A 305-nucleotide genomic window follows, 5' to 3' on the forward strand; every position below is an offset into this window, starting at 1 on the left:
GCAAAATACGATGAGGGTTGGCGTAAGGCCGTGTTGCGTGAATTTGGCGGTATGAGGCAGTTAACAGAATTCCTTGGCGTAGCGGTCGAAGAGAAAATATTGAGAAACTGCCTGAAACAACGCATGCAGGAACAAAAGATGTCCCAAAAAGAGTTGGCCAGGCGCATAGGCGTATCGCCGACGCTCATCAAAAGCTGGCAAGATGGAACATACAATCCGTCCTTGGACAAGGCCATGGAAACGGCTAAGGAACTGGGATGTGCAGTCGAGGATATATGGTCAAAAAATCAACAGTAAAACAACAG

At 47.5% G+C, this 305-nt stretch carries 1 protein-coding gene; it reads left to right on the top strand.

From position 1 onward, the window contains the following. Nucleotides 1-297 (top strand): helix-turn-helix transcriptional regulator (locus J3482_RS21170; protein WP_236018431.1); only part of this gene is annotated, 297 nt, incomplete at its 5' end. Nucleotides 298-305: the final 8 nt, after the last annotated feature.

The organism is Alicyclobacillus suci (genome assembly GCF_017329615.1).
Lineage (GTDB): Bacteria > Bacillota > Bacilli > Alicyclobacillales > Alicyclobacillaceae > Alicyclobacillus > Alicyclobacillus suci.